Origin of the sequence: Oceanobacillus alkalisoli (assembly GCF_022213125.1) — a bacterium.
GTDB lineage: Bacteria > Bacillota > Bacilli > Bacillales > Amphibacillaceae > Oceanobacillus > Oceanobacillus alkalisoli.
On the sequence record NZ_JAKNRA010000001.1, the window covers coordinates 676104 to 699740 of the forward strand.

Genomic DNA, 23637 nt, shown 5'->3' on the forward strand with positions numbered 1-23637 from the left:
TTTTTCTATGAAGTTAACATGCTTGGTATAAATGTAATAATTTGTGGAAATACAAGCATTAACACAACACAAAATAATAAGACTAGAACAAACGGTACCAAATCACGCATTAAGTCATCAAACTTCAAGTTGGCAATACCGGCAGCTACGTACGTACATAACCCTACCGGTGGCGTTAATAATCCGATGCCTAATGTCGCTATTAGAACTACGCTTGCATGAATCGGATCAATTCCTGAAGCGATAATTACTGGAGCAATTACAGGAACAGTCATAATAATAGCCGCATTTGCATCTAAAAACATTCCTAAAAACAAAAATAAAAGAATAAACATTATCATCAAGAAGAAGGGTGAAAGATTCATTTCAATAACGAAATTCGCCAAACTACTAGGCACATCGTTAATTGTTAGCAAGTAAGAAAAGGCTGCGGCGGCAATTATAATCATCATGACAGTAGCAGTCATTTTCCCAGAACTCACAATAATTTCTTTTAAGTGTCTAACCTTGAGTTCTTTATAAACGAAAAATCCAAGAATCATAGAATATAATACAGCCACTACCGCCGCTTCCGTTGGTGTTACAAATCCTGTAATAATACCTACAATAATAATTGCTGGAGTAACTAAAGCAAGAATCCCTTCTTTTCCTTTTTCATACACATTTTTTAGTGAAAATGGGATAGAAGATTTATACCCCCTTTTAATTGAAATAACTGTTGATGCAATTAAAAGTGCAGCACCTACTAGAATCCCTGCACCAATTCCTGCGATAAATAAATCCGCTACCGAAAGACCTGCCGTAAATCCCCATAGAATCATGGGAATGCTTGGCGGTATAATAATACCAATGGGAGAGGAAGCAGCTGTTATCGCTGCCGAATACCTTGAGCTATACCCCTGCTTAACCATAGCTGGAATTAAAATTGTGCCGGTGGCCGATGTATCTGCCACGGCGGATCCTGAAACTCCTCCAAAAAACATACTCGCCGTAACGTTGGTCGCAGAAAGTCCTCCCGGTAAAAAACCTACTAAAGCATCTGCAAAATTAACCAAGCGCTTCGTCACACCACCTTTTTCCATAATATTTCCAGCAAGGATAAAAAATGGGATCGCTAGAAGTAACCAGGAGTTGGCCCCGGAAAACATCTTTGTGAAAATTGGTGTTAATGTCCCCGAATCGATCATTAATAAGGAAATAATCGAAGATCCTATTAATCCAAAGGCAACTGGTACACCTAGCAGTAAAAAGATAATAAAAGTTACGAATAAAACAACTGCAGCACTCACTGTAAAATCACCCTACTTCCCTTCGTAACTTCAATATCAGCTAACTCTTCATACAGGTTTATTATTGCAGAGTTATCATTTTTACCTTTCCCTTTTACTTGCATTGTTTTAAAAAGCTCGTGTACGAGAGTGGTTGCATATAAAGGGACCTGAAGTTCTTTACCAACCTCTAGAGCTAATGAGATATCTTTCGTATGCAAATCAATTGTAAAACCAGGTTCAAAGTTTCTCTCTAAAATAACAGGCATTCTATCCTCAAGCGCCCAGCATCTCCCCGAACCATTGAGAATAACTTCACGCATGATTTCAGGGTCAACCCCGCCTTTTACTCCTAATGTAAACCCTTCAGACATACTCACTAAATTCACAGCTGACATTAATTGGTTGACAATCTTTACTGTCTGACCGCTCCCTACTTCGCCACAATGAATAATCTTTTCACCCATGATTTGCAGGAATTCAAAAGCTTTATCAAAGTTCTCTTTTTTCCCACCAACCATAAACGTTAAAGTTCCTTCTACAGCACCAGATTGTCCACCACTAACAGGTGCATCTATCATCTCAATTTTATTTTTTTCAAGTTCCTCGCTAATTTCCTTCGTTACAGTTGAAGAAATACTACTCATATCAACAATGAGATCCCCAGGGGATAAATTACTTGCTAGTCCATCCTTACTGAGGATTGCATCTTGTACATGAGGACTATTAGGCAACATAAGCAATACAATACTGACTTTCTCTGCTAATTCTGCCTTTGAAGCTGCAATAGTGACCCGCTCCTGGAATGGAAGCTTTGCCGCTTGTTCTTCATTAATATCGTATACTACCAATTCCTTCTCAGCTTCGAGTAGATTACTAGCCATTGGAAAACCCATTACACCCAGTCCGATAAAGCCAATTGAGTTTTTATTATTCATATTGTATAATCTCCTTATAGTTGATTTGCATAGCCATCTGAAAAACATTGTCGAAGATGTCCTTAGTTCAGATGGCTATGTCTTTTAATAAATTCCTTTAGCCATCTATTATCTTGCTTTTGGATTAAATTGAATCAAGTCTGTCTCTTCATCATAATCGCGGTACATGTCCACATTTTTCACTTCATTGATAACTAGATCTACAGTGGTTAAGACCGGTGTTTCCCCCTTAACCATATGCCCGCCGAATACCTTCCCTTCCTTATCGCACATCGTGGCATGAAAATGAGTATCATAATCTCCATCCCGTTGACATACAACACCTGTACCATTTAAAAACTCTACTGGTCCTTCTGCTTTGAGTAACTCTCCATACCCTGCTCCTACTACAGATTCTTCCTGAGGAACAAGATACATGTATGCTGCTTTTTGAAAACTACCAAAACAATTGGCAATAGAAGCATAAGTAATGTCGTTTTCTTTACAAATCTCCTCAATACCTGTAATTAAATCCGTTCCCGGTAACAACCTAGCTGCTACCGTCTTACCAATTTCACCTGTTGCATACTGTATTCTTGTTTCATTCATCTTGTTTACATCCTCTCATATTGTTTATTCAGCAACTGCTTGTACCTTTTCCAGAAACTCTACAAATTCACTGCCGTATTCTTTTTCGTATTCAGGATAAACCGCTTCAACAATTTCTTTAAATTCTTCCCAATTAATCTCCTCTTTTGTAACAATCTCAATTTCCTGCTCTAGCTCACTCAATAATTCTTCATTCAGTTGAGCAGCTTCTTCTGACCAAAGCTCTGTCGTTTCTATTGCAGCTTCGTTTAATGCTAACTGTTGTTCCTCTGATAACTCTTGCCAAATTGCATCGCTTAATGCTAGAACGTTGGGTGTATAAGCAAAATCCATTATAGTTAAATAATCTTGTACCTCATAAAACCGTTGGCTTTCAATGTGCATTAAAGGATTATGCTGTCCATCAACTACTCCTCGGTCCATTGCTACATATAATTCTGAGAATGCAAGCGGAATTGGGTTCGCATCAAACTCTTTCAATGCAATACTGTACGATTGCACTTCAGGACTTCTTATTTTGAGTCCTTTTAAATCTGCTGGTGTTTTAATAGGACCTTTAGAATTCGTGATTTGTCTGAATCCATGCTCCAACAACGAAAGGGCTTTCAATCCGGAATTTGCTTCTAAGTTGTCTAATATCTCTCTTCCTAATTCTCCATTAGTGACTTTTAAAGCATGTTCTGTATCCTTAAATAAGAATGGTACTTCAAATGCTTCCATCACATTGTAGCTGGAAGCAAATAGACCAGCGGAGATTATCCCTCCGTCAATCGTGCCCATTTGAATCCCTTCCACTAACTCCCTCTCATCACCAAGCTGTGATGAATTATAAATCTTAATCTCTACTGAACCACCTGTCTTCTCTTCCACTAATTCAGCAAAAATGTCTGCAGCTCCTTGTTGTGGACTTTCTGGCGCTCCAACGTGACCAATATTAATTTCTACATTACCAGCTGCATCTGTTTCCCCATTCGAACTTCCACATCCATTCATAATCAGAACTAATAATAGCCCTATAATAAATACAATCCTTTTCATATAGTCCACCTCCCTTTTATATATTGGTAATTCTTATATAAGTAGCAAATATCACCCCCTTAAAGTAAATGCTTTTTAATATTTCTTAACTAATATCTTCGTTGATTAATTTGTTGAAATAATCGTTGTTCACCCCTTTCTAAATGAGATCTCATTGAATTCACTGCTTGTACAACATCTTGTTGTATAACTGCTTCTAATATTAACTCGTGTTCATCAATCGATTCCTCAACATTAATTGGTTCCTTTAATACATTTTCAAACCACTCCTCTAACGACATCCTGATTAGATCCAATAAGTTATAAATCATTTTGTTATTGCTTGCCTTAGCAATCGTCATATGGAACATCAAATCATTCTCCTTATTGCGCTGTACTTTACCCTCTTCCTTCATCTTATTTATCCATGATTGCAGTTCAATTATCTCTTTTTCTGTTCGATTTAAAGCTGCTTTTTTAACTGTTTCAAGTTCCAAAATCATTCTTAATTCAACTAGTTCATTAAATGGAACTGGATCAAGATATAGACCCCACTGTAATTGCTGTTTGATATCATCTGAATCTACTTTCTTGACGAATGTCCCTTCTCCTAATCTAGCTTCCAGCAATCCCATAGAAGTCATACTTTTAATTGCCTCTCGTATGGTAGATCTTCCTACTCCAAATTGTTCCGCTAGATTTCTTTCCGGCGGGATTTTGTCACCGATTGATAGTTCTCCGTTCTTAATCATTTTTGTAAATTGATTCATAATAATTTCACGCGTTGAGTCTCTTTGAGGTATTTTTTCGAATAAAGGTTTCATCACTATCTCCTTACCTTGGTAGTATGTCTTGTGGTCTGACCAATAACTACAAAATAATAAGAAAAGAATCGCTCCTTTTCCAAAATTATTTTATAAGTGGTCTTGCCTTGGGATCCTAGCAAGCTGATTCTTCTGACTATTTGACAATCATTATATACAACAATATGTTGTTTGTAAATATAGAAACAATAATTTATTGTAAAAAATTAAAAAACTTCTTTCTAAAGGTATAATTTCGTTGTAAGTTAGAAGGGGGAACTTAAACATGGAAGTGTTTAAAGAGAGACTAATAGACCTTCGGATTGAACACGGATACAAGCAAGAAGAAGTAGCTAAAGAACTGAATGTTACCACAAGTGCTTACGGTTACTATGAGCAGGGCAGAAATCAGCCTTCTTTAGAAACACTTTATAATATTGCTCGTTTCTTTAATGTATCCACTGATTATTTATTAGGGAAGGTAGATACCCCTAATCATGCCACTACTTATCTCATCTCTGAAAAACTAATACTAAATGAATCGGAATTAGATGTAATAAATAGAATGAAAGAATTAAATCTTCTTGAAGAACTAGGAAAAGATCCCGATAAAAATGTCGGACGATTACATCGCTATTGGGAATTTATAAAGGATGAATTTGCATTAGATGAGAATTAAAAACACAAAAATAAAAAGTAGCGATATGCACAATAAGATGTGACATGTCGCTACTTTTAATTTTTCTCATTTTCAGCAACTTTAGGAGATCCTGTCTTACCGACTCATGATTAACTAGCTATATGTCGAGGTTAGTAATTCAATAATTCAATAATCTCGCCTTTTGTCATATCTTTTAAACCAAACCTTTCTAATTTAACTCCCATTCCTCTTAAATCTTCACCAACAACCATTTCTGCTAAGTCAATAAGCAAATCTGTACACGGCGTTGGCACTTCCAATGCTGTTCCCAATTCAGAGATAGGGACAAGGCCGTATGGGATGTCTTCATATATATAACGGTATTTTAAGGTTGTAGGAGCTTTCCCTGTCTGATAAGCCTTGTTTTTATTAATCGCCTCATATAATGTACTTTCATTCACACCATAAAAACGATGAAGTAATTCTAAGGCGGAAGATAATTCAACACCAATTGCTTTACCTAAAGCTAAACGCTCCGTTTCTAATTTCTCCATTACTCTAACTACAGATGGCGAAGCACCTTCAGGATAAAAGTAAAAATCTTTTTCAGATTCTATCCAGCCTATATTCATAAGAGTTATAGGAGTATGAAATATCGGATTCACATTATTTAACGATGTTCGAATCACACTTTCTCTTGGTAATAATTGAGGATATATTTTTTCCAATTTTGATTTCACTTGCCCTACGTCTTCGGATGGATAAGTGGCAAACTCTAATTTTTCTTTCACCCCTCTTACTGTGACATAGCCAGGCTTATTATACCTACATGCATAGATTAAAGACTCTGTTTCTGCAACGTAAACCCGCTTATTATTCCCCACTCTATCTAGCACTTCGGAGAATTCCAACGCTCCCCAGTAACCAGGGAAAATTAAAATAACTTGCCCATCTTGAACGTAAGGTGCAATAGATTCAGCAACCTTAGAATGGGAGTTTGCATTGGTCGTACACATGATAACTTCCGCATCCTTTAGTGTGCCTCTAAGATCAGTAGTAGCCTCAATAGGTGCAAACCCTTTAATCACACCATCACAATGAATTCCTCCTACATTATTTAATTCTGAAATTAAGCTTTCATTTATATCATATAGTTTCACTTTGTGACCTTTTAATGTAAGGTGAGCTGCCATTGTTTGACCACCATTTCCCGCTCCAATAATTGCAATGTTCATCTTTTAAATTCCTCCTTATTTATTAAGCATTACGCTATTTTTTCACCTTTTATGGATGAATACTTGTAAATGCTATACCTTAAAATAAAAGAAACTAAAATTAGAGAAAATCCTATTAAATCACTGATAACACCTGGGTAAATTAATACTATAGAAGCTATTAACAACAAACCTCGTAACACTAGATTGGCCTGCTGGCCCCAGAACCAGCCTTGTAAAGCACAGCCTAATGAGAATACACCTATTAAGGATGTAACTAATGATAACGTTATAGCAGATGGGGAACCAATCCCTAATAATGATGGTCCATATACGAACATGTAAGGGATGATAAAAGCAACCAAGCCTAATTTCACAGATGTAAACGAAACCCCTAAAGGTTTTGCTTTTGCAATTCCCGCACCTGCGTACGACGCCAAAGCAATAGGCGGAGTAATTGCAGATAGACATGCAAAGTAAAATACAAACATATGAGCTATTAGAAGATCAACTCCTAATTCAACGAGAGCAGGTGTAATAACTGCTGCTGTAATCAAATATGCTGCCGTAGTAGGTAATCCCATCCCTAATATAATTGTAGCTATCATTGTTAGAACTAAGGCAACTGGCAACATATCCCCAGCTAATGAAATAATTACACTAGCAAATTTTAAACCACTACCCGTCAGATTCAAGACTCCTATAATAATCCCAGCTGTTGCACATGCTGCAATCATTTGCAGAGCATTTTGCGCTCCACTTGAAAGCGCCTCCACAATTTTCTTTAAATTCATCCTTGTATCTTTTCTAAATAATGAAACGATAATACAAGTAGCAATGGCCCAGAGCGCAGCTCTTATCGGGCTGAACTGAAGAATGACCAAAATAAAAATCAAAACAAGTAAAGGAATGATTAGATGGGACCTCTTCATAACTTCAGTAAATTCAGGTAACTTAGAAGCTGGTAATCCCTTAAGTCCCTTTTTAGCTGCTTCAAAGTCTACCATAATTAATATAGATGTGAAATACAAAAACGCCGGGATAATTGACGCTATAACAATGGTTGAATAAGGCACTCCAACTAACATAGCCATGATAAAGGCCGCAGATCCTAATATAGGTGGCATGATTTGCCCGCCAGTAGATGCTACAGCTTCTACTGCGGCTGCAAATCTCGCTTTATATCCTGTCTGCTTCATTAATGGAATGGTAAAAGCCCCAGATGATACAACGTTTGCAACGGAATTCCCAGTTATGGTTCCAAATAACGCACTTCCCACCACAGCTGTTTTTGCCGGGCCACCTCTCGTTTTACCAGTCAAACTCATTGCAAAATCAATAAAGAATTTACCCGCCCCAGATACCTGGACAAATGAACTAAATACAATAAAAAGAAATACGAAGGTAGCGGAAGCTGCTAAAGGAACACTGAATATAGCGTCCATCCCCTTTAAATAACTGATAATGCGCTCCCAGCTATAACCTCTATGCCCTAAAATTCCAGGCACATATTCACCGAACCTTGCGTATACAATGAATATTACGGCAATTATAGGCAAAAGTAATCCACATGTACGCCTCGTTATCTCTAATACAACTACTAAAATAACTGCGCCGACTATTACATCCCAATTTGTCGGATTAATTCCAATACGATAAACTAATTCATCACCGTTAATAATCAAATAGCTAGTTGTCCCAATGGTTAATAGAATTAAAGCTGCATCTAATAGATTAATACTATTCTTCTTGCTCTGTTTACCCATGGGATATAAGAATAATACTAATACAGCCCCCATCCCTAAATGAACAGAATATAATATCCAAGGAGTAACAGGTTTAATCCCTAAAGCATAAATATGGAAAAGAGACATTGCTACTGCAATTGATATAACCATATAACGATACACTTTTTTTAAATCCCTTGTATTACTTTCGCGATCCAACTCCTGAACATCTTTATGATTATCTTTATGTTGATCTTGCTTAACAGAATTACTTTGAAGTTCATCCATGATAAGACACATCCTTTAAAAAGTGATTGATACAACTAGTCTTTCTTTTCAGGAGGAACAAGTTCATCGGGAATCTCAATTCCTATTTCTTCATAGTACTTATATGCCCCAGGATGAAGGGGAATCCCATTATGAATCACATTTTCAGCTAATGTATCCTTAGAAGTAGGATCAACATTTAGTAATTGTTGATGATTTTCAAAAGTTTGTTTTACAAGTTCATATACTAATTCTTCTGAAAGTTCTAGAGAGGCTATCGCCACATTCCAAAAAGCTATTTGTGTAATATCTTCATCTAAATCTTTATACATATCTGATGGAACCTCATAAGTAGTCCAATATGGGTATTCTTCTAGCATTTTATCTATCTCTTCATCACTTAACTCAATATGTTCTACATCATGGGTAGCTTCTAAATCCAACATAAACGGACCAGGTGCTCCTGTAACTGCAAAGTTAGCATCTACTAAGCCATCTTTTAGATTATCTACTTGAGTATTAGTTGGTAACGCACTTACTTCTCTCGCTTCAATCCCCAAAACTTCTAACACAGCACGTCCTGCTATATCACTTGTAGCTCCCGGGGGGCCGACGCTGATATGTTTCCCATTAAAATCTTGGACTGTTTCAATTGGAGTATCCTGTAAGCTATACAAATATAAAACACTCGGATACATAGGGAAAAGTGATCCAAAACTTTCATATTTCTTATCCGCCCAACCTATACCCTCATAAGCTTCTCCTCCGAGCCAAGTTGTAACAAAACCGATATCCATTTCTCCCTGATCAATCAATTGTACGTTTGTCACCGGGCCTCCAGTAACTTCGACAGATATATCTAATCCTGGAATACTCTCCCCCATTATGTTGGCCCAGCCGCCACCCCAAACGTAATAAGTCCCTCCTTGACTGGAAGTGCCTAATAACAGTCTGCTCTCCTCATCTTTTAAACTAAAGTCAGAAGCCGCGACTGATACTGCATCATCATTTACTTCTAGGTCTTCATTTTCACTTTCATTTTCTTTTTCACCTTCATTCAATTCATAACCACAGCCAGCAAGTACGAAAACAACCATTATACTAATCGTAATAATAAATATGTTTTTTTTAATCAATATCCTCTCCAACCTTTCACATTTGATTTACGGGCTGTTCCGATTTCAGGAATATTCGACACCTATCTCCCCGAATAATACTAATGGTTAAGACTACAGGTTCTTCATTAAATTGCTTTGCAATTCTAGTTATTTTCAGAGCTGGAGTCACTGGTTCTACATCTAACTGGCTTGCCTCATATTCATCGACGATAACAGGATCTATATAACTTTCCGCATTAACAATTTTGATGCCATATTCATCATTTAGTAAGTCATGTAATCTCCCATCTAATGTATGATCGGTGAAACTCGGAACTAAGTCAGAAGCTATATACGATTTTTCTATTGCTACAGGTTCTTCGTTAGCCAATTGAATATACCTGATACGGGATAATTCATATACTTTCTGGATGGAGTCAAGCCTTAATGCCTCCCTCACAAAGTCGGACGGTTCAATCTCTTTCAGCTTGACCAAAACATGTTTATTTCCTAACTCTCTAGGTAAATAAAAATTTATAAAATCTGCGGCAAGTTTTGGTTTTGAAACAAATGTTCCCCTGCCTTGTTTACGGTATAGCAATCCTTCTCTAACTAATGGTAATATCGCCTGCCTAACAGTTGATCTGCTGATATTATATTGTTCCGCTAACTCAATTTCATTTGGTATTTTTTCTTCCGGCTTCCAAACTCCTTTACTAATATTTTCTTTTATCAATTCTTTTAATTGGTAATATAAAGGAATTCCATTATTCTCATCCATCTACTTAACCCTCTCATACTTTATTTGCTGATTGAATAAAACGGCTTACCTTCTCATCTAAGATGTCTTTACTATTTTCTACTTGTTTCTTCTTATTTGAATATAATTTTTGGTCTTCCGCTAAGTTGTTTTTTAATCTTCCTAACTGAAGTTCCACCTCAGATGGCGCAGGTCCTCCAAGTGTTTTCTTTTTTGATACATTTTGAAAAGGTTCTAATGCTAATTCAATGAGACTCTTCGAAAGGTTACTATCTTCACCAAGAACGCTTTTATAAGCATATTGTAAAATTTCTTGGTCATTATCATTTGTTAACTCACTAGAAGTAATTTTTTGGTTAACAAATTTAGCGACCACACTATGTGCCATTCTAAATGATAAACCTTCTTCCCTCACCAACATATTAGCTAATTCAGTAACTGTCGAAAAATTAGATGCACTGCGTTTATATGCTAAATCACTGTCTACTTTAATGGATTTAACGGTTACTCTCATTAAGATAAGTGCCTTCTTCGCTTCTTCTAATGCATCTCCAAAAAACTTTACACTCTCCACACTACTATCTCGCGTATGACCGAATGGCGTATTTTTCAACGAACTGGAAGCCGAAACATATGCACCTTGTATATGTGCTGATTTAGCTTTAATATGTTCTAAAATAATTGGATTCTTTTTCTGTGGCATAATGCTACTAACAGCAGCTATTGAATCCTCAAGTTCGATTAACGAAAACTCTTCGGTAGTCCAAATATAAAAGTCATGGCTGATTCTACTTAATGTAATTAGTGTCGTATTTAGGGCTGAGAGAATCTCTAAGACAAAATCCCTTGAGGCTACACTGTCTAAAGAGTTAAAGGTGATGCTATCGAAGCCTAATAATTTTGCTGTAACAAGCCTATTAATGGGAAACGATGTAGAAGCCATGGCTGCTGATCCTAATGGACTGAAATTAAGGTTCGTATACGCATGTCTTAACCTTGAGAAGTCTCTTTCTAATGAGAATAATATTCCCGAAATGTAATGGGCAAAGGTTATTGGTTCGGCTGGTTGCATATGTGTATAACCGGACATTACGACATCCAAATTCTCTTCCGCCAAGTTTATGAGACTACTACGTAATTCGTTTAAATCTTTTAGAATCTCCAATACTTTTTCCCTTGTATTCATTCTGAACACCGTCGCGTTTAAGTCATTTCTACTGCGACCAGTGTGTAAACTTCCACCAATTTCCACTCCTACTTTTTCTACGATATAATTCTCAATGTTGAAATATAAATCCTCAAGTTCTGGATTTATTTCTAAGACTCCACCTCCCCTTTCCTCCATTTCGTTTAATACCTCCAGTATCACCTTACCTTTCTCTTCATTAATAATGTTTTCATTAACTAACATAATGAGATGAGCCTTACTCGCAACAATCATACTAACAAAGTAATTATTGATATCATTCCGAATACTCGGCTCAAAGATATTTTCAATGATTTCTTCTGATGGCTTTGTTTTTAATCTTTCTCTCAAACTAAATCCCTCCAATACAATATTTTTAAAACACTCCTTATGTACATATGTTAGTATGTACGTACAAAGTATTTGAAGAAATCTTACCATGAGCTTAATAAAAATGCAATACTTTTAATAATAAAATTTTATTTAATTGTCTATATATTTAAATTATAAACTTTTTTCCTTTATAGATTCTAAAAATTTTACTTTATTACATAATCAATTTTCAATAGTAATGCAAATGATTTCATTGTTTATCAATAAGGTCATCATGTGAGATGGATTCTAATCATCGAACAAAAATCAAGGATAAACCAGTAGTTGTATTTCAGATTGGGCTTGAATAAAAATTGGATGTTTCGGGGGATATTCTTATGATGGAGAGGGTAATTATGTGGAGAAATCCTCGATATAAAATTGTTAAACAGTATATTGACAACTCCAAATGCAAATTTAGCCTCCCTCTTCTCTTCCGAACTAGAAGAGATTTCCGTAAATATAATTCAAATCATGAATACAGTAAAAAATCTTAAGCCCAGACACACGAAAGAAACTAATTGAGTTTTTATTGCTCTCAATAACTCCAGCACCGTCATATTTGGGAGGCGATTCATAAAGTCTTCCATTTCTCGACGAGTCGGAAAGCTACACGCTTCATCTTCCTGAATAACATGATATTGGTCATCTTCCATTCAAAAGTGTATTCCCCAGGAAAATTGATATGTTCCCTAATAGCGAAATATGTTTAGTAAGTCCCTCCGAAAATCTCCTTTTTTTCCTTTAACAATTTTGTTGCTCCAGTAAGATATTCGGCCTTCCATACACTAGTAGCCTTAATTACAATGTTTAAAGTACTAGCATGTTGTATTGATCTTGTCGTCCCCATTTCCATAATTCCCTACGTTTTCCAAAAAAAAGACTCTTGCCAAGCCATTTATGTAAAATGTTACATTATTGAAACCCGTTTATATTTAGAAAAAAAGTGGTTCACCAAACATTTATTTTGAAGGGGATTTGGCATAGACACACCATCGTACGATCTTTCATAGTAAGCTTCAAGGTTACTAACTATTTATTGAGAAAGTCAAAAAATGCTCTCACAAGAGCATAGTGCATTGTACTATTCCGGGCGTATAGCCAGGTTTTTCTTTTAATCGACCCCCCATCCCCATGATAGAGTGGGCTTAAAAAGAGGCTTTTTTCATCTTTTAAACAAATACCCGGCAAAAAGCATTACCCAACCCCGCCTTTACCATCTCTTCGCAAGTTTCAAGATTATCGGCTGCCATCGTAATTCGACTCGGTTCGGCACAACTGCGTCAACCAGATTTCCGCAATCACCCAGGCACCTTTCACCGTCTCACTCCCCACTAGCTCCCCCCAAATATTGCTCCAGCAACTCTCGCCCCCTCTCCCCTTGTACACTCGCGTACTCCCGTTCCTCTCTCCTCCGCTTACTTTCCTCCACATGCTCCCCAAACCAATCCGGCACAATATCCGCACTCCCCGAAACAGGCGCACCTGTCCCACGATTCCCGCGATACTCCAGCTTATGCTTATTCTGAAAAGCCACATACTCCGCCTCCGCTCCAGCAACCGTCCGAATCCCCTTCCCCTCCCACGCCTTCAAAATACTCCTCACATAAGCCCAGGACAAAACATTCCGCTCCAAAGCACGCTTCATCGCCTCCATCACCAACTCCTCCCCCAAACTCCGAATCCAGTCCATCAGTGATTCCGCGACAAACGGACTTACCACACCGAAGTTCTCCTGATAAAACTTCAACGCGTCCGGCGCTCCCGGTTCTTGATTTTTATTTTCACGCCCAAAAATAGACGTACGCACACCTGCTGCAGCTGCATCATCCTTGTTTTCTTTTGTATTTGTTTTGTTCTTGTATTGTTTAATTAAAGGGGCCGGGGTTTGGTTCGGATGGTGGTCCGGAGAGTGGTCTGGAAGGTGGTTCGCCTGGAGGTTCAGGTGCTGGTCCGAAGAGTGGTTCATCGGTTGGAGTAATGAATGGTTTTCATTTTGATTCGGAAGATAAGCGGAAGGCTGCCCGCTCTGCCCGTTCTCTTCCAGACGAGGTTCCGCCGCACGCTCAAGCGCCTGCCCATCCTCTTCCACCACTTCCACAACTAAACTACGCATCTTGTAAATTGGAGCTTTATTTCTTCCCTGTGACGCTACTTCAATATACCCTGCATCCACAAGCTCCGTCCGCGCCCGCTTAAAACTACTTGCGGAGAGGCCTGCCTTATTTTGGAGCACCGATCCAGGAGACGTAAATGCATTTCTCCATCTCGTTTTATTGTTCATATGCATGAGCGCATACCACAACGCAACCGCACTTCCCGAAAGCGGCTCCCGTTCCTGGTGATCATAAAACGCATTAATTTCTTTTATGTAATTCATCTTCATCTATTCCTTTCCACTTTCTCTTTAGGTTAAAATAAAAAATACATCAATCATCCCAGCTGAACATGCTACTTCAGCTGGGATTTTTTTCACGTTCGATAAATCCTCACTTTGGACGATTCGGATGCTTCCTGGCAGCCCACTTGCGCAACTTCCGCCTCGCTCCCTTCCCCCAGCCCTTCACCGCCTCAACGGAAACGCCTTTCATTTCCGCAATTTCCTTGACTCGCATGCCTTGAATGATATAGTAATACACCCAATCCCACTGTTTCGCGGTCAGCTCAGCCTTCACGTCTTGCCACATCTCCCGCTCTTCCAGCTTACTCCCCGGCATATCTATCGTCGTATTCCTGAGTTCCGTCGTTGCATCGCTGATTCGCTGCTTCTCTGTTTCTACAATGGAATCTTTCTTCTCCATCTCACGGGTTTCTTTACGGAGCAGATCGACGAGGCGATTGCGGATGGTGTAGTTGAAGTAGGTACCGAGGGGGCCTTTGTTGGGGTTGTACTTTTGATGGGCCGTCCATAAGGCGAAGAGACCTTCTGAGTAAAAATCTTGATACGGATCACGGATGCCCAGGCGGTGAATGTGGTAATGGATTCTCCGCTCATTTTGTTTGAAAATCTCCTCGAATGTAAGATGCTTTTGATCTGTCATTGTAAAACTCCTCTCCTTTATTCAGTTTTTTCACCCTCCATTCATCATAAGAAAAAATGCCCCACTTGAAAAAGAGCCTTATTTCGCTAAAAAACCAACAAGGAGCGAAAATAAGGCTAAAAATAGTATGCATTTCTATAAAACTTGGTCCAATGGGTATTGCACAATTTAATTTTAAAGCTTTTTCTCTAAATAAGACCCTTTTTGCGAGAATAAGAAACGAGACCTTTAGTTAACTCTTTCATCAGGAGCACACATTGGTGCGATAGAAAGTTCAATCCTCCCGCCTTATTGCAAACAAGTTTGCTCTATCCCAAACTAAGAGCATTCCATTCTGTTTAAAAGTCTTTCAAAACTCTTAATAATAAATACAACAAGGAAGATTCTCTTGCCTGGCTGTATATAATCTTTCAAGCTTGGGTTTAGAAAAACAAGAAACGAAAGAATTACACTGCTTCCGTCACATCTTACTTTATATACTCTAGCAAGATAATAGGCTCCCCCTTCCACCCTCACAAGTCTTCCAAACATAAAGGAGTGTCTCCTCGTGAAAACTATCCCTTCTGATTATCTTATTCATCCTGAAACAATGGCACTTATCCCCAGCAGACAAATAACATGCGAAACATTCGTACTAGAAAAGGAAAAAGAGGTTTATGTTAATTCATCAGCATTCCACTTAATTCAAACATCCTGTCTGGAAAATTACTCTACATATGAAGGTAGAAAGCAAGCGATGATCTATCATACAAGCTTTAAACGGAAAGTTCCGATTATGATTGGCCCAAACCAGATTATGTTTCCTACACATGCCGTTAACCATATCGATTGCTCCTGGATATCCTCCCAACATATATACGACATCACACCACATTCACCAGATTCAAAGTCCTCTATCGTCCTGTTCATGAATGGCACAGAAATTATACTGCCAGTGTCTACTTACATATTAAAAAGTCAAATGCAACGAGCTGAATATTGCCGGCAAATAATAGATAAACACGATTTCAATCTAGAATCACCAATTATGTGACGATGACAGATACCGAGATTTTCAGCATCATAGCGAAAAATAATTGCAATAAACCAACTTTATTTCGCGTAGTCACCTTTGGAGTATTCCCTTCTGTGGGATCCGTCTTTCTTTTACTAAATAATTAGTTAAAAAGGAAGATTATTTTGTTTGATGAAACGTTATATAAAAAGGTTGGAGAAAAATTAAAAATTAAGAGGATCCAGCTACAAAAAAGCCAAGAAGAAATCGAATATAAAGCGGGGCTGGGTGAAAAGCATTTAGGTAAGATTGAACGAGCTGAAATTATCCCTTTGTATCCGACTTTCTATAAAGTCTGCCAAACACTAGGAATCAATACTCAAACGATCGTCGATGAAGCAAAGGAAGAATTAAGAGCATCGAAGAAAGAAGATTAATTCTCCCATTTAACAAAACAGCTATGATTAAGAGTCCCCCTACCTTTATGAAGCAATTGCCAGGTATCATCCCTAAAATAAATAGACTCATTCAGTAGCCACTTATATCCAATACTAACTCACACCATGAATAACTCCTTAGAAAATGCAGCGGTTTTAAAGTTGTATACAAAAAATATAATGTGCATGTTCATTATATTTTTTTGCACTAATGCTAGTTCAAATTAACTAATACAATTGGAGGGTTAGAAATGATTGAAATAACTTTGATATTGCTATTATTTGTCACTTTATTTCAGGTATGGTTTCGTGTAAAAGATATGGGCAGGTGGAAGAAAGTTGGGTATTCCGCCGCTACTTTCCTTGTCTTTTTTACTATCCTTGGTTTCATCACAATAGACGATACACTTCAAAACGATCTTACAGAAGAACGGGAAAGAAATGAAGAACTTTCTCAAAATATTACGGCCCTAGAAAACAGTAAGGAAAAATTAGAATCGGAGTTAGAGGAACTGGAGAAATTAGAGATTTCAATTTCTGATTTGGAAGACGAATTAACTGCAGTCACCAAGGAAAAAGACTCCTTACAAAAGAAATATGACTCACTTGAAGAAGAAAATGGAAATTTAACTGACGAAATTACTACTATGGAAGAAGAACTAGATGAACTTAAGACAGCCGCCGCAGAGGCCGAAAAGATAGCTGAAGCGGAAAAAAGTACTGCAAGCAGTGATTCGAACAATAAATCAAGCTCTAGTACAAATAGTGGGAGTAGTAAAACGGCCAGTAGTTCCGAGCAAGATTCAGCATCCAATAGTAGTACGGAGAATCAAACTGCTGCCTCAAATACAACGAGTAGCACCAGTCAATCAAGTAGTAGCACTAGCTCTAGTAGTTCAACTAGTGAAACTCAAACTGGAGAATGTGACATAAAAGGAAGTGTGAACGGGATTTATCATACTCCTGGAAGTCGATATTATAACCAAACAAAAAATGTTGCGCAGTGGTTTTGTTCGTCTACAGAGGCTGAACAGGCTGGATATCGAGCGCCTAAAAATTAAGACTTGATGAACTAATTTCAACAAGTTGCACTCGGTTATCGGGATTATTACCTTATTTAATAACTTTCCTACTTTTGGTGTATAACGAAATGTACATAGTCATCTAGTAAGCTGTTAAGTTAATTTTTTAGCTTAACAGCTTACTTCATTTTCAAATATTTTTAGTTTCTCGCTTGTCTCGTTTACATATTAAGAAATCCTCATATCACTCACAATCCCCTGCCGTTCCATTTCTATCAAATCTATAATTTCTATTAGTTCACCTACCGCATCATCAACAGTGTATACATCATCTTCCATCAAACTACAGGATATTTTAATGAGTTCTCTTTCGATTTCTACCAGGGTAAGTTTACGATACAGGTTTCTGACAAGGTTTTCTTTCAGGACCTTTCCCTTAGCATGTGATCACTCCTCCTAATTAATGTTTAATTCCGTATCTTTATCGTACAACATTAACCTTATTGCACCGTACTTTTGAAGGTGCAGTCTATAAAGGAGTAGGATTAATTTAAAAAAGGTAAAGTTACAAATCAACGAGTTACTTCATCCGCATAATCTCAGCATTACACAATTGCATATTAAAACCGGCATTCGGCGGGCTACTTTAAGTGAATTAGCAAACGGAAAGCGACAGCGCGTCCAATCGGAACATTTGAGTAAAATTGCGGAGGCATTGGATATTACGGATACGAATGAATTGTTACGTTTAGTAGAGGACGGGGATGATAATGAGAACCAATTGTAAGCAAATAGCCAACCAAATAAGCTGAATGGCAAATCATAACCATTCAGCTCATTTAATTATTAATATTTTAATAAACAACTAACTCCTATTCATATTACAGCTAAGCATCAATTATCTAAAACTACTGATCCACCACAGAACCATCAACATGGAGCCGAGTCTCTATACTTCTTCTAGAGTATGGAAATAGATTTTCAACATCTTCAACCAATTCCACACCAATCCCCGGGTCTTCCGGTATAATTATATAACCATTTTCCACTTCTAATGTTTTCTTGACTATATCCGATTGTCTAAAGCTTTTATCTTCATCATCAGTTTTAGCTGAAATATAGCGTTCAGTCGCGGAAGCTCTATCATCACCTGGATATTCCTGCAATGCAAAGTTTGGAATACATGCCGCAATCTGAATGCAAGCTGCGGTACTTACCGGACTTAAAGGGTTATGAGGAACTACCATAACATCATTTGCTTCGGCTAGGGCAGCGATTTTCTTAGCTCCTGTGATCCCTCCGCACATACAAACATCGGGTCTAACATAGTCAACAGCATCCCTCCGCAATAGGTAGGTAAATTCTTGCGGTGTATGAAATCTTTCCCCTGTAGCAAGCGGGATACTAATATTATTTGCTATATTAACCATTGAATCGAAATTATCAGGTGTTGTTGGATCTTCAAAAAATAAAGGATGATATTCTTCAATTCCTTTAGCTAAAGCTATAGCCTCGGCTGGTTTTAGTCTTCTATGAATTTCAATACAAAGATCAACTTCATCCCCCACTGCCTCTCTGTACATTCTAACTCTTTCAATCGCATTTCCTATCTTTTGAGCATGCGTTTCATAGTATGGAATAGCTCTGTCCTCGTCTAAAAAAGGAGTCAAATGTCCCACAGCAGTATAGCCCAGCCTTTTTGCCTCTTTTAAATTATCAATGATATCTTCTGTAGTATCGCCCCCGACATGATAATATACCCTAGCTTTATCTCGCGTTTTTCCACCTAGCAATTGATAAGTTGGAGTATCGAAATATTTTCCTGCTATATCCCATAGCGCTATATCAATAGCACTTAAAGCCCCCATAATAGCTGCACCTCGAAAGTGAAAACTACGATACATGTACTGCCAATGATGTTCAATTTTTAAAGGATCTTGTCCGATAAGATATGTCTTAAATGTTTTAACGGCTTCAGCAGATGCATCTAAAAATCCCCAACTTCCAGACTCCCCTACCCCCGTTATTCCTTCATCGGTATGAACTTCAACAAACAAGAAGCGATTAACAGGAATGACTTTTACATCAACAATTTTCAAAATTAACTCCTCCTAATTTTATAATTTTTTATATTGAAAGTTAATTGCCAATAATTCTAACACAATATTTTTAATTGTATAGACTAAATATTTAAATTCAGGCCTAAAAAGTCTCTCCAAAATAAATAATCACCGAAAAGATATAAATAAATAACATGCTAAAGCTTATAACTCCAGTGTTATTTATAAATAATAAGCAAGTATTATAAAGTTTTTATAAAATTCACCTTGCTATTTATCTGAATATAAATTATAATCGAAAACAAACATGGAAACGTTTCCAAATTTAAGGGAGGAATATTATGAAGTTGAAAACTGTTTTTTTAATGTTGTTTTTAGGGGGATTGATCATTCTTGCTGGCTGTGGCGATGAAACAAGCTCTAAGGAAAGTAACTATTCCATTGACGAAATTACGATCTCTCATGTAGCACCCGAAAACACTGCTAAACACGTAGGAGCCATGGCTATGAAGGAAAAAATAGAAGATATTACTGACGGAGAAATTGAAGTAAAAGTCTATTCTAACAGCTCATTATACAATGATAAAAATGAATTTGAAAACCTAGTTTCAAATAACGTGCAGTTTATTCTTCCTGATATGTCTAAATTGGTAAAGTACGAACCTGCCTTTGATATGGCATCGTTACCATTAGTTTTTAATTCAGATGAAGCAGCTGAGGATTTCTGGGATGGTGAGCATGGACAAGATATTATGAGAACGATCGAAAAAGAAGGAGTTAAGGCATTATCAATGTGGCCAAACGGGTTTAGAGTAATAACAAACAATAAAAATCCCATTAAAAGCCCCGAAGATTACAAAGGGCTAAAGATTCGTACATCGAGTGGAGAGGTGCTTGCAGATGTATTTGATATCTTAAAGGCAGGATCCGTTTCCATAGCTTTTGATGAGGTATATACGGCACTTCAACAAGGCACAATAGACGGTCAAGAAAACACACTAAGCAGTATTGCATCGGCTAATATTGACGAAGTTCAAAAATATTTGACTATAAATAATTTTAGTAGAGTTGACTATGTATTATTAACCAATAACACCTTTTGGGATAGCCTGGATGAGAAGACTCTAGAAGTAATCCAAGAAGGAATTGATGCGGGAACACAAACAGCTAGATCTGAGGTACAAAGACTTAATGAAGAAGGTCTTGAAGCAATGCAGGAAAGAGGAAACATTGAGATCCACGAATTCTCTGACGCGGAGAAGGATGAATTTAGAACGTTATTTGAACCAGTATACGAGAAGTACAAAGAAATATTTGGTGAGGATGTCGTAGAAGATGCCTTAAACAGGTAACTAAATTAATTAGATATAGGAGGGATTACATTGCATCGAATTGAAATGCTGGAAAAGTTTATAATGGTACCCCTATTCTTAACTGGAATGTGTGTAAGCTTTTTTGGAGTAATTATGCGTTATATCTTTAACAGTCCTGTTCATTGGGTTGAAGAGATATTTTCTTTAACATTAGTTTGGGCCATATTCATTGGGTTTAGCACAGCTTTGAAAAACAACAACCATATTGCTTTAGATCTTGTATATGCAGTATTGCCAAAAAAGGCACAAAGAGTTTTAGACTTTATTGGATATCTTTTAGGGATCGCATTTTCTATCTTCTTCCTCTATTATGGCACCTTAATGGTAATCGAAGCTTTTAAAATTGGAGGGGTTTCACTTGATGCAAGAATCCCTCTTTGGATTACTTCCCTAATTATGCCGTTGACAGGGCTCCTTTTATTATTGGCATATATAGAGAAAATCATAATGTTCTTCAAAAATAAGGGGCAAGGGGAGGAACAGAATGATGGAATTCTTGCAGGATAATGCTGTTATCGTTTTGTTTATTACCTTTGCTTTACTTCTTGTTATGCGAGTTCCAATAGGTATTAGCTTGGGAATCTCAAGTATAGTGGGACTAGTGCTTATTGATTTCAATATAAGAACCATTCCCCACAACATGTTTTCAGCAGTTGACAGTGTTATATTAATGGCAATACCTGGTTTTATTTTTGCAGGATTGATAATGGCAAAAGGAGGGATATCCTATCATCTTATAGAAGCCTTAAAGTCTTGGGTCGGTCATATCAAAGGTGGTTTAGCTGTCGTAACTATCCTAGCCTGTATGATTTTTGCAGCAATTTCTGGTTCAAGCCCAGCAACCGCTGCTGCAGTTGGATCCATTATGATTCCTGCTATGATAGATGCTGGTTATAGTAAAAAGTATGCAATGGGCTTAATAGCTGCTGGTGGAACTCTAGGAATTCTAATCCCCCCTTCCATTGCGTTAATTATTTATGGTTCGATTACTGAACAATCCATTAGTGATCTATTTATTGCAGGTGTTATTCCTGGAATCCTTTTAGGGTTAATGTTAATAATCTTTGCCATTATTTATGCAAGAAAACACAACCTTGGCGGATTAGAGAAAGCCACTTGGGACACAAGAAGGAAAATGTCTATTAAAGCAATTTGGGGATTTTTCCTGCCAGTAATAATTATTGGTGGTATATATATGGGAGCTGTAACGCCAACAGAAGCCTCTATTGTTGCAGTGTTTTATTCTATTATTATCTCAGTATTTATTTATAAAGAAATGAATATGGAGAAATTCATAGAGATTGTCAAAGAATCAATAAATACAACTGCAATGATTTTCTTAATTATTGCATCTGCATTGATATTCTCTACATTTCTTACGATTGAACAAGTACCTCAATTCTTCTCAGAATGGATTGCAGACAACAGTGCAAATAAATGGATATTTATAATTGGAGTTAACGTCTTATTCTTTATTCTAGGAATGTTCCTAGAAGCGGTGGCTATTATATTGATAACCTTACCAATATTACTTCCTGCTTTACTATTTTTCGATATCAATTTAATCCATTTTGCGATTATAATGACGATTAACATGGAACTAGCGATGATAACCCCACCAGTCGGGCTCAATCTTTTTGTTGTAAGCGGAATTGCAAAAGAAAGATTAGGTACTGTGGTAAGAGGTGTCATCCCATTCTTTATTATTATGGTTATTTGTTTAATATTGGTTATATTTATACCTGAAATCTCTTTACTTCTAGTGGACAAATAATTTAATCATTACATTTGATTTGGAGACAATGCTATGAGTAGAAAAATTACAATCAAAGATGTCGCTAAACATGCTGGTGTCGGTATTGGAACAGTTTCGCGTGCAATTAATGAGAATCCAAATATCAGTACGAGTACAAAAGAAAAAATTTTAGAGAGCATTAAAATACTAGGATATACTCCTAATAATGTTGCTCAAAGCATGCGTTCACAAAGATATAAAAATATCGCCTTTTTCGCTGATATATCAAACCCTATTTTCGCACAAATTGCAAAGGAATCACAAATTGAACTAGACAAACACGGATATACCTTATCTTTATGTAATATCGGTGAAAAAGATATTGGTAATAAAATTTCATCTTTTTTAGAAGGTAGAAAATCGGACGGTATTATTTTGTCTATCCCTAAAGAAGATGATTTTGAGTTAAATAGATCCCTAGCGAATATTAAGGTACCTATAGTTACGATTAATCGTGATGTACCAATTCTTCCTGCAGGAGTAGTAACAGATTATTACTTTTCAGTAAATGAGGCGATCCATTATTTATTAAATTTAGGACATAGAAACATCGCTCTTATAGGGGGCGATAAGAAAATCAGACCAACTCGGGAAGGTATTAGTGCCTATAAGGATGCTTTTCTATCAAACGGGGTTAAACTAAATAACAATTATATTAAGAACGGAAAATTATCAAGCGAATCAGGAGAAGCATTATTTAATGAGTTATTACCCAATATTCAAAAAGGGGAATTAACAGCTATTTTATGCTTAAATAATCAAATGTTTTATGGAGTTTTACGGGGCATGAGAAAAGCAAAGCTGAAATACCCAGACGATATTTCACTTATCACTTTTGAAGATAGTGAACTAATGGAATTACTCGATCCACCACTTACCGTAATTCATAGACCAATTGATGAAATGGGGAAAAGTATCGTCAATACATTAATTAACTATATTGATAACCCCGAAACATATGGAAAATTAGACCCTGTCGTAATTCCTACAAACTTTATAATAAGAGAATCCTGCAAACCAGTATCTATAAAAAAATAG

Annotated in this window: 22 protein-coding genes; 9 read left to right on the forward strand and 13 right to left on the reverse strand. The window is 37.0% G+C overall.

Features of this window, described 5'->3' with window-relative positions; all coding sequences use genetic code 11:
- Positions 1–5: 5 nt before the first annotated feature.
- The 5 genes from L3V42_RS03060 to L3V42_RS03080 form a co-directional block, all read right to left on the reverse strand.
- Positions 6–1289: a TRAP transporter large permease gene (locus L3V42_RS03060; RefSeq protein WP_238471265.1), complete on the reverse strand. Its 1284-nt coding sequence runs from the start codon at positions 1287–1289 to the stop codon at positions 6–8.
- Entirely contained in the window at positions 1286–2206 is a 921-nt protein-coding gene (locus L3V42_RS03065; RefSeq protein WP_238471266.1) for an NAD(P)-dependent oxidoreductase, read from the reverse strand. The genes L3V42_RS03060 and L3V42_RS03065 overlap by 4 nt, the downstream gene beginning before the upstream one ends.
- Before the next feature lie 108 nt (positions 2207–2314).
- Positions 2315–2794 carry a PPC domain-containing DNA-binding protein gene (locus L3V42_RS03070; protein ID WP_238471267.1) on the reverse strand — a complete coding sequence of 160 codons (480 nt, stop codon included), beginning with the start codon at positions 2792–2794 and terminating at the stop codon, positions 2315–2317.
- Positions 2795–2818: 24 nt separating this feature from the next.
- Positions 2819–3832, reverse strand: a complete 1014-nt coding sequence (locus L3V42_RS03075) for a TRAP transporter substrate-binding protein (protein WP_238471268.1) — start codon at positions 3830–3832, stop codon at positions 2819–2821.
- A gap of 89 nt (positions 3833–3921) precedes the next feature.
- Positions 3922–4635 (reverse strand): FadR/GntR family transcriptional regulator, encoded by a 714-nt coding sequence (locus tag L3V42_RS03080; protein ID WP_238471269.1) that lies wholly within the window; start codon positions 4633–4635, stop codon positions 3922–3924.
- 265 nt (positions 4636–4900) lie between these two features.
- On the opposite strand from L3V42_RS03080, the gene L3V42_RS03085 reads away from it, so the two are divergent.
- Entirely contained in the window at positions 4901–5293 is a 393-nt protein-coding gene (locus L3V42_RS03085; protein WP_238471270.1) for a helix-turn-helix domain-containing protein, read from the forward strand.
- A 131-nt stretch (positions 5294–5424) separates the two neighbouring features.
- Here L3V42_RS03085 and L3V42_RS03090 read toward each other — a convergent pair whose 3' ends face one another.
- The 7 genes from L3V42_RS03090 to L3V42_RS03120 all read right to left on the reverse strand — a co-directional run bounded on the left by L3V42_RS03090 (position 5425) and on the right by L3V42_RS03120 (position 14918).
- Entirely contained in the window at positions 5425–6489 is a 1065-nt protein-coding gene (locus tag L3V42_RS03090; RefSeq protein ID WP_238471271.1) for an NAD/NADP-dependent octopine/nopaline dehydrogenase family protein, read from the reverse strand.
- 29 nt (positions 6490–6518) lie between these two features.
- On the reverse strand, positions 6519–8483 hold the full coding sequence (locus L3V42_RS03095) for a TRAP transporter permease (RefSeq protein ID WP_238471272.1): 1965 nt from the start codon (positions 8481–8483) through the stop codon (positions 6519–6521).
- Positions 8484–8518: 35 nt separating this feature from the next.
- Entirely contained in the window at positions 8519–9598 is a 1080-nt protein-coding gene (locus L3V42_RS03100; RefSeq protein WP_238471273.1) for a TAXI family TRAP transporter solute-binding subunit, read from the reverse strand.
- Between the two features lie 16 nt (positions 9599–9614).
- The gene (locus L3V42_RS03105) at positions 9615–10340 is read right to left on the reverse strand and encodes a GntR family transcriptional regulator (protein ID WP_238471274.1); all 726 of its coding nucleotides are present in this window, start codon (positions 10338–10340) and stop codon (positions 9615–9617) included.
- 13 nt (positions 10341–10353) lie between these two features.
- The gene (gene argH / locus L3V42_RS03110; RefSeq protein WP_238471275.1) at positions 10354–11856 is read right to left on the reverse strand and encodes an argininosuccinate lyase; all 1503 of its coding nucleotides are present in this window, start codon (positions 11854–11856) and stop codon (positions 10354–10356) included.
- A gap of 1345 nt (positions 11857–13201) precedes the next feature.
- Positions 13202–14257, reverse strand: a complete 1056-nt coding sequence (locus L3V42_RS03115; RefSeq protein WP_238471276.1) for a DnaD domain protein — start codon at positions 14255–14257, stop codon at positions 13202–13204.
- A gap of 109 nt (positions 14258–14366) precedes the next feature.
- Positions 14367–14918 carry a sigma-70 family RNA polymerase sigma factor gene (locus L3V42_RS03120; protein ID WP_238471277.1) on the reverse strand — a complete coding sequence of 184 codons (552 nt, stop codon included), beginning with the start codon at positions 14916–14918 and terminating at the stop codon, positions 14367–14369.
- A 547-nt stretch (positions 14919–15465) separates the two neighbouring features.
- On the opposite strand from L3V42_RS03120, the gene L3V42_RS03125 reads away from it, so the two are divergent.
- From L3V42_RS03125 to L3V42_RS03140, 4 genes are all read left to right on the forward strand, one after another.
- A complete protein-coding gene (locus L3V42_RS03125) occupies positions 15466–15951 on the forward strand; it encodes a competence protein ComK (protein WP_238471278.1) in 486 nt (161 codons plus the stop codon).
- A 146-nt stretch (positions 15952–16097) separates the two neighbouring features.
- Entirely contained in the window at positions 16098–16349 is a 252-nt protein-coding gene (locus L3V42_RS03130; RefSeq protein ID WP_235761744.1) for a helix-turn-helix domain-containing protein, read from the forward strand.
- Positions 16350–16600: 251 nt separating this feature from the next.
- The gene (locus tag L3V42_RS03135; protein ID WP_238471279.1) at positions 16601–17410 is read left to right on the forward strand and encodes a sunset domain-containing protein; all 810 of its coding nucleotides are present in this window, start codon (positions 16601–16603) and stop codon (positions 17408–17410) included.
- 532 nt (positions 17411–17942) lie between these two features.
- Complete coding sequence (locus L3V42_RS03140; protein WP_369412835.1) at positions 17943–18158, forward strand: helix-turn-helix domain-containing protein; 216 nt, start codon at positions 17943–17945, stop codon at positions 18156–18158.
- Positions 18159–18279: 121 nt separating this feature from the next.
- Here L3V42_RS03140 and dgoD read toward each other — a convergent pair whose 3' ends face one another.
- Positions 18280–19470, reverse strand: coding sequence for a galactonate dehydratase (gene dgoD / locus L3V42_RS03145; RefSeq protein WP_238471281.1), 1191 nt, complete (start codon positions 19468–19470; stop codon positions 18280–18282).
- 302 nt (positions 19471–19772) lie between these two features.
- On the opposite strand from dgoD, the gene L3V42_RS03150 reads away from it, so the two are divergent.
- Genes L3V42_RS03150 through L3V42_RS03165 form a run of 4 tightly spaced genes read left to right on the forward strand, consistent with a single transcriptional unit; the run spans position 19773 to position 23637 of the window.
- On the forward strand, positions 19773–20783 hold the full coding sequence (locus tag L3V42_RS03150; protein ID WP_238471282.1) for a TRAP transporter substrate-binding protein: 1011 nt from the start codon (positions 19773–19775) through the stop codon (positions 20781–20783).
- A 30-nt stretch (positions 20784–20813) separates the two neighbouring features.
- A complete protein-coding gene (locus L3V42_RS03155) occupies positions 20814–21311 on the forward strand; it encodes a TRAP transporter small permease (protein WP_238471283.1) in 498 nt (165 codons plus the stop codon).
- The gene (locus tag L3V42_RS03160; RefSeq protein WP_238471284.1) at positions 21289–22578 is read left to right on the forward strand and encodes a TRAP transporter large permease; all 1290 of its coding nucleotides are present in this window, start codon (positions 21289–21291) and stop codon (positions 22576–22578) included. The genes L3V42_RS03155 and L3V42_RS03160 overlap by 23 nt, the downstream gene beginning before the upstream one ends.
- Before the next feature lie 33 nt (positions 22579–22611).
- Positions 22612–23637, forward strand: a complete 1026-nt coding sequence (locus tag L3V42_RS03165; RefSeq protein ID WP_238471285.1) for a LacI family DNA-binding transcriptional regulator — start codon at positions 22612–22614, stop codon at positions 23635–23637.

What these genes read in the sequence shown, in the direction of transcription:
- L3V42_RS03065 (WP_238471266.1), bottom strand. Translation starts at nt 2,206, where the DNA reads ATGAATAATAAAAACTCAATTGGCTTTATCGGACTGGGTGTAATGGGT.
- L3V42_RS03070 (WP_238471267.1), bottom strand. Translation starts at nt 2,794, where the DNA reads ATGAATGAAACAAGAATACAGTATGCAACAGGTGAAATTGGTAAGACG.
- L3V42_RS03075 (WP_238471268.1), bottom strand. Translation starts at nt 3,832, where the DNA reads ATGAAAAGGATTGTATTTATTATAGGGCTATTATTAGTTCTGATTATG.
- L3V42_RS03080 (WP_238471269.1), bottom strand. Translation starts at nt 4,635, where the DNA reads ATGAAACCTTTATTCGAAAAAATACCTCAAAGAGACTCAACGCGTGAA.
- L3V42_RS03085 (WP_238471270.1), top strand. Translation starts at nt 4,901, where the DNA reads ATGGAAGTGTTTAAAGAGAGACTAATAGACCTTCGGATTGAACACGGA.
- L3V42_RS03090 (WP_238471271.1), bottom strand. Translation starts at nt 6,489, where the DNA reads ATGAACATTGCAATTATTGGAGCGGGAAATGGTGGTCAAACAATGGCA.
- L3V42_RS03095 (WP_238471272.1), bottom strand. Translation starts at nt 8,483, where the DNA reads ATGGATGAACTTCAAAGTAATTCTGTTAAGCAAGATCAACATAAAGAT.
- L3V42_RS03105 (WP_238471274.1), bottom strand. Translation starts at nt 10,340, where the DNA reads ATGGATGAGAATAATGGAATTCCTTTATATTACCAATTAAAAGAATTG.
- L3V42_RS03115 (WP_238471276.1), bottom strand. Translation starts at nt 14,257, where the DNA reads ATGAATTACATAAAAGAAATTAATGCGTTTTATGATCACCAGGAACGG.
- L3V42_RS03120 (WP_238471277.1), bottom strand. Translation starts at nt 14,918, where the DNA reads ATGACAGATCAAAAGCATCTTACATTCGAGGAGATTTTCAAACAAAAT.
- L3V42_RS03135 (WP_238471279.1), top strand. Translation starts at nt 16,601, where the DNA reads ATGATTGAAATAACTTTGATATTGCTATTATTTGTCACTTTATTTCAG.
- L3V42_RS03150 (WP_238471282.1), top strand. Translation starts at nt 19,773, where the DNA reads ATGAAGTTGAAAACTGTTTTTTTAATGTTGTTTTTAGGGGGATTGATC.
- L3V42_RS03160 (WP_238471284.1), top strand. Translation starts at nt 21,289, where the DNA reads ATGATGGAATTCTTGCAGGATAATGCTGTTATCGTTTTGTTTATTACC.
- L3V42_RS03165 (WP_238471285.1), top strand. Translation starts at nt 22,612, where the DNA reads ATGAGTAGAAAAATTACAATCAAAGATGTCGCTAAACATGCTGGTGTC.